The organism is Streptomyces sp. SID5910, assembly GCF_009862125.1.
Taxonomy (GTDB): domain Bacteria; phylum Actinomycetota; class Actinomycetes; order Streptomycetales; family Streptomycetaceae; genus Streptomyces.
The window spans coordinates 1-5,099 of the sequence record NZ_WWHX01000946.1; the positions used below are offsets into that span (position 1 = coordinate 1).

General features: G+C 73.3%; 5 protein-coding genes. 1 reads left to right on the top strand and 4 read right to left on the bottom strand.

What is annotated here, in order from left to right:
- A partial coding sequence (locus tag GTW67_RS33695) for an ATP-dependent helicase (RefSeq protein ID WP_346010805.1) occupies positions 1 to 1,505 on the bottom strand: 1,505 nt, incomplete at its 3' end.
- A gap of 166 nt (positions 1,506 to 1,671) precedes the next feature.
- Here GTW67_RS33695 and GTW67_RS33700 point away from each other — a divergent pair.
- Entirely contained in the window at positions 1,672 to 1,914 is a 243-nt protein-coding gene (locus tag GTW67_RS33700) for a mycoredoxin (protein ID WP_161168532.1), read from the top strand.
- Between the two features lie 67 nt (positions 1,915 to 1,981).
- On the opposite strand, the gene nudC is transcribed toward GTW67_RS33700, so the two are convergent.
- The 3 genes from nudC to GTW67_RS33715 form a co-directional block, all read right to left on the bottom strand.
- Positions 1,982 to 2,926 (bottom strand): NAD(+) diphosphatase, encoded by a 945-nt coding sequence (nudC, locus tag GTW67_RS33705; protein WP_161168533.1) that lies wholly within the window; start codon positions 2,924 to 2,926, stop codon positions 1,982 to 1,984.
- 160 nt (positions 2,927 to 3,086) lie between these two features.
- Entirely contained in the window at positions 3,087 to 4,499 is a 1,413-nt protein-coding gene (locus GTW67_RS33710; RefSeq protein WP_161168534.1) for a dipeptidase, read from the bottom strand.
- Positions 4,500 to 4,509: 10 nt separating this feature from the next.
- The coding region (locus GTW67_RS33715) for a PD-(D/E)XK nuclease family protein (RefSeq protein ID WP_161168535.1) at positions 4,510 to 5,099 on the bottom strand (590 nt) is incomplete at its 5' end.

Consider the following 5,099-nt stretch of genomic DNA (forward strand, 5'->3'; position numbering starts at 1 on the left):
ATGGTCGGGGCGTGCTGCGCGCTCATCCGTTCGTCGAGCTCCGCGACGAGGTCGCCCAGGGTGGCGCCGGCCCGGGCGGCGGCGAAGTCCTGGGCGAGGGAGACCAGGGCGGCCAGCGACTCCCAGCGCTCCCGGACGGCGCCGGACCCCGCCGGGGGCTGCGGTGTCCAGCCCTCCCCCGACAGCACGGCACGCACCTGGGACGGAAGGTCGACGACGTCGTCGAGGAGCCGGTCGTTGCCGCCGAAGCGTGCGGCGGCGCGCAGGGCGCTGATGGCCTTGCGCACCTCGGGGCGGTCGAAGAAGCGTTCCGCACCGCGCAGCTGGTAGGGGACGCCGGCGTCGGCGAGGGCCTGCTCGTAGGTCTCGGACTGCGCGTTCGTACGGAAGAGGATCGCGATCTCGGCGGCGGGGACGCCCGAGTCGACGAGTTCGCGAATGCGGCGGGCGGCTCCCTCGGCCTCGGCCGGTTCGTCGGTGTACTCGGTGTAGACGGGCTCGGGTCCCGCGGCGCGCTGGGAGACCAGCTCCAGGCGGTGGTCGGCGGCCCGGCCGCGGGCCTGGGCGAGCAGACCGTTGGCGAGGTGGACGACCTGGGGGGTGGAGCGGTAGTCGCGGACCAGCTTGACGACGGTGGCGCCGGGGTGGCGGCTGCGGAAGTCGAGGAGGTGGTCGGGGGTTGCTCCCGTGAACGAGTAGATCGTCTGGCTGGCGTCGCCGACCACGCACACGTCGTCCCGGTCGCCGAGCCACAGTTCCAGCAGCCGCTGCTGGAGGGGGCTGACGTCCTGGTACTCGTCGACCACGAAGTGCTGGTACTGGGCGCGGACCTGCTCGGCGACGTCGTGCCGGTCCTGGAGGACGGCCACCGTGAGCAGCAGCACGTCCTCGAAGTCGATGACGCCGCGCCCCCGCTTGAGGTCCTCGTAGGCGGAGTACAGCTGGGCGATCTCCGCGGCGTCGCGGGGTGCCTCGCGGCCGGCCTTGGCCACGGCGGGGGCGTAGTCGGCGGGGACGGTCTGGGTGACCTTGGCCCACTCGATCTCGGCGGTGACGTCGCGCAGCTCGCCCCGGTCGAGACGCAGGTGGCAGGCGGCGGCCGCGTCGGCGACGAGCTGGATCTTGCGGTCGACGAGCCGGGGCAGGGAACCACCGATCGCTTTCGGCCAGAAGTACTGGAGCTGGCGCAGCGCCGCCGAGTGGAAGGTGCGGGCCTGGACACCGGACGCGCCGAGCTGGCGCAGCCGTCCGCGCATCTCTCCGGCGGCGCGGTTGGTGAAGGTGACGGCGAGCACGCTGGACGGCTGGAGGATCCCGGCGCGCACCCCGTAGGCGATGCGGTGGGTGATCGCCCGGGTCTTGCCGGTCCCGGCGCCGGCCAGCACGCACACCGGGCCGCGCAGGGCGGTGGCCACCTCGCGCTGCTCGGGGTCGAGCCCTTCGAGCACCGCGTCGGCCGAGTCCGGTACCTGCGGGAAAAGGGTGGAGTGCGTTGCTGCTGTCACCCCGCCATGCTGCCAGGTCGCGGGAGACGAGTGCGTCGGTTGTCCACAGCCGCGCTCTGATCGTCGTACTGATGCGACCGGCGTCACGCGCCGGGAATGGTGGCGCCGCCGGGGACGTTCTCCCCCTGCGACCTCATCCCCGAGCCGCCGAAGGAGCGCGAGAGACATGCCGGGCACTGTGACGATGTACAGCACCACGTGGTGCGGCTACTGCCGTCGGCTGAAGAGCCAGATGGACCGCGAGGGCATCGCGTACACCGAGATCAACATCGAGCAGGACCCGGATTCCGCCGCGTTCGTGGAGAAGGCGAATGGCGGGAATCAGACGGTTCCCACCGTCCTCTTCCCCGACGGCTCCACGCTGACGAACCCGTCGCTGGCGCAGGTGAAGCAGAAGATCGGCGCCTGAGCGGCTCGGTGCAGGAGAGAGGGGCGGCTTCCCGGAAAAGGGAGCCGCCCCTCTCTCATGTCTCGCGTCAGATGAAGCCGCGCGTCGGCAGCGGCTTGCCGTACCAGAGCTCGATCAGGCGGGCCGCGATCGAGATGCCGTAGGGCGGCAGGACCTCGCCGGACTCGAAGGCGGCGCCCAGCTCGTCGCGGGAGAACCAGCGGGCCTCGTGGATCTCGTCCCCGTCCACGTCGATCTCCGTCGAGGTGGCGCGGGCCATGAAGCCCAGCATGAGGCTGGACGGGAAGGGCCAGGGCTGGCTGGCGACGTACTCGACGGGGCCGACGGCGATGCCGACCTCCTCGAAGACCTCGCGGCGCACCGAGTGCTCGATGGACTCCCCGGGCTCCACGAAGCCGGCGAGCGTCGAGAAGCGGCCCTCGGGCCAGTGCACCTGGCGGCCGAGCAGGATGCGGTCCTCGTCGTCCGTGACCGCCATGATCACGGCCGGGTCGGTGCGCGGGTAGTGCTCGGCGCCGCAGGCGGGGCAGCGGCGGATGTGGCCGGCCGCGGCGATGACGGTGCGCTCGCCGCAGCGGGAGCAGAACCGGTGCAGGCGCTGCCAGTTCTCCAGGGCGACCGCGTGGACCATCAGGCCCGCGTCGCGGGGCGACAGGAGCAGGCCGGCCTCGCGCAGCCCCGCCGGGCGCGCGGACTGGTCCATGCGGCCGGGCAGGGAGTCCTTCTGGAGGGCGAAGTAGCTGACGCCGTCCTCGTCGGTGCCCAGGAAGTACCGGTGCGCCTCGGTGAGCGGGGCCTCGAAGGAGGGGGTCATGACGAGTTCGGTGTGCCCGTCGGGTGCCTCGTCGATGAGGACCTGGCCGCCGGAGACCACGAAGCAGCGCGTCGAGGGGTGGCTCCAGGCCGCCGCGAGCCAGGCCTCGTCGAGCCGGTGGTGGGCGGCTCGGTCGATGCCGTTCGGGGCGGTGAGCGAGATGGGACGGTCGGCGGTGTGGTCGGTCCAGGTGGTCACGGGTGCTTCCAACTCCCCCGGTGAGCGGTGGTGGTTCGGCAGGCGGTTCAGCGGGTCGTACGGCGGGTGGCGACCGGGTCCGGGAGGGATCGGCGGTGCGGGGCGGCCCTTTCAGTGTGCCGCGCGCGATGCCGGTCCCGGCCGGACGGGGACGGGGGTCTCAGGGTGCGCGGCGCCAGTGCTCCGCCAGGTCGCCCCACAGGTGGGCGGAGGTTTCGGCGCCCTTGAGGAGCAGGTCGAGCTCGACCTTCTCGTCGGGCGCGTGCCAGCCGTCGGAGGGGACGGAGATGCCGAGGAAGAGCACCGGTGCGCCGAGGACCTCCTGGAGGTCGGCGGCCGGTCCGGAGCCGCCTTCGCGGGTGAAGCGGACCGGCTTCTCGAAGGCGCGGCCCATGGCGCGGACCACGGACCGCAGGGCCGGGTGGTCCAGGGGTGTCAGGCACGGGCGCGTGGCCGGCCTGAAGGTGATCTCGCAGCGGATGCCGGCCGGCACCTGCTCGGCGGTCCAGGCGCGGACGGCCTGCTCGACGTGGTCGGGGTCCTGTCCCGCGACCAGGCGGAAGGAGAGCTTCACCATGGCGGAGGACGGGATGATCGTCTTGCTGCCGGGGCCCTGGTAGCCGCCGCCGATGCCGTTGACCTCGGCGGTGGGGCGGGCCCAGATGCGCTCCAGCGTGGTGTGGCCGGCCTCGCCGTGGGCGGCGTGCGACTTGGCCGTGCGCAGCCACTGCGCCTCGTCGAAGGGCAGCTCGGCGAGGAGGGCGCGTTCGCGCTCGGTGAGTTCGATCACGCCGTCGTAGAAGCCGGGGACCGCCACGCGCGCGTGCTCGTCGTGCAGGGCGGCGACCAGGCGGGCGACGGCGGTGGCGGGGTTGGGGACCGCGCCGCCGAAGGAGCCCGAGTGGATGTCCTGGTCGGGGCCGTGCAGCCGGATCTCGCACTCCGCGAGGCCGCGCATGCCGGTGCACACCGTGGGGGTGTCCTCGGACCACATGCCGGTGTCGGAGACGATCACCGCGTCGGCGGCGAGCCGCTCGGCGTGCTCCTCGACCAGGGCGCGGAAGTGCGGGGAGCCGGACTCCTCCTCGCCCTCGATCAGCAGCTTCAGGTTCACCGCCGGTGCGGTGCGGCCGGTCGCGGCGAGGTGGGCGCGGACGCCGAGTGTGTGGAAGAACACCTGGCCCTTGTCGTCGGCCGCCCCGCGCGCGTAGAGGCGGCCCTCGCGGACGACGGGCTCGAAGGGGTCGCTGTGCCACCCGTCCTCGATGGCCGCCGGCTGCACGTCGTGGTGGCCGTAGACGAGGACCGTCGGTGCCGCGGCGTCGCCGGAGGGCCACTCGGCGAAGACGGCCGGGGCGCCCGCGGTGGGCCAGACCTCGGCGGTCGGGAAGCCGGTCTCCTTCAGCTGGGCGGCGAGCCAGTCGGCGCTGCGGTGCACGTCGGTCGCGTGGGCGGGCTGGGCCGACACGGACGGGATCCGCAGCCACTCGGCGAGGTCGTCGAGGAAGGCGGCGCGGTGCTGCTCGATGTACGTACGGACGGCGCTGACGGCGTTGTCAACGGGGTGGCTCATGCTCACGAGCCTATCGGCCCGCACGGGCACCCCGATCGTGCGGTTCGTCACCGACCGGCTCGCCGAGCAGCAGTCGCTCCAGCCCGGCGCGGTCCGGCAGGCCGTCGGGCCGCACGGTCTCACCGCTGCGTACGTACACGAAGGTGGCCGTCACCGATTCCGGCGGCACCCCCTGCTGCTCGGCCCAGGCCAGGCGGTACACGGCGAGCTGGAGCGGGTCGGCGGTGCCGTCGCGGCTCGTCTTCCAGTCGACGATCTCGTACGTCGCCGCCGGGCCCTCGCCCTCCTTGTAGACGGCGTCGATCCGCCCGCGTACGACGCGTCCGGCGAGCGTGAGCTGGAAGGGCGCCTCGACGCGGTACGGGGTGCGGTGCGCGTACTCGGTGCGTTCGAAGGCGTCCTTGAGGAACTCCAGGTCGCGTTCGTCGGCGATCTCCGCCTCGCCGCCGGGCAGCTCCTCCGGCTCCAGCATGGGCAGGGTCAGGGCTTCGAAGCGGGACTCGACCCAGGCGTGGAAGCGGGTGCCGCGGCGGGCGGCGGGCCGGGGCGGGCGGGGCATGGGGCGGGCCAGCTCCTGCGCGAAGCCGTCGGGGTCGGCGG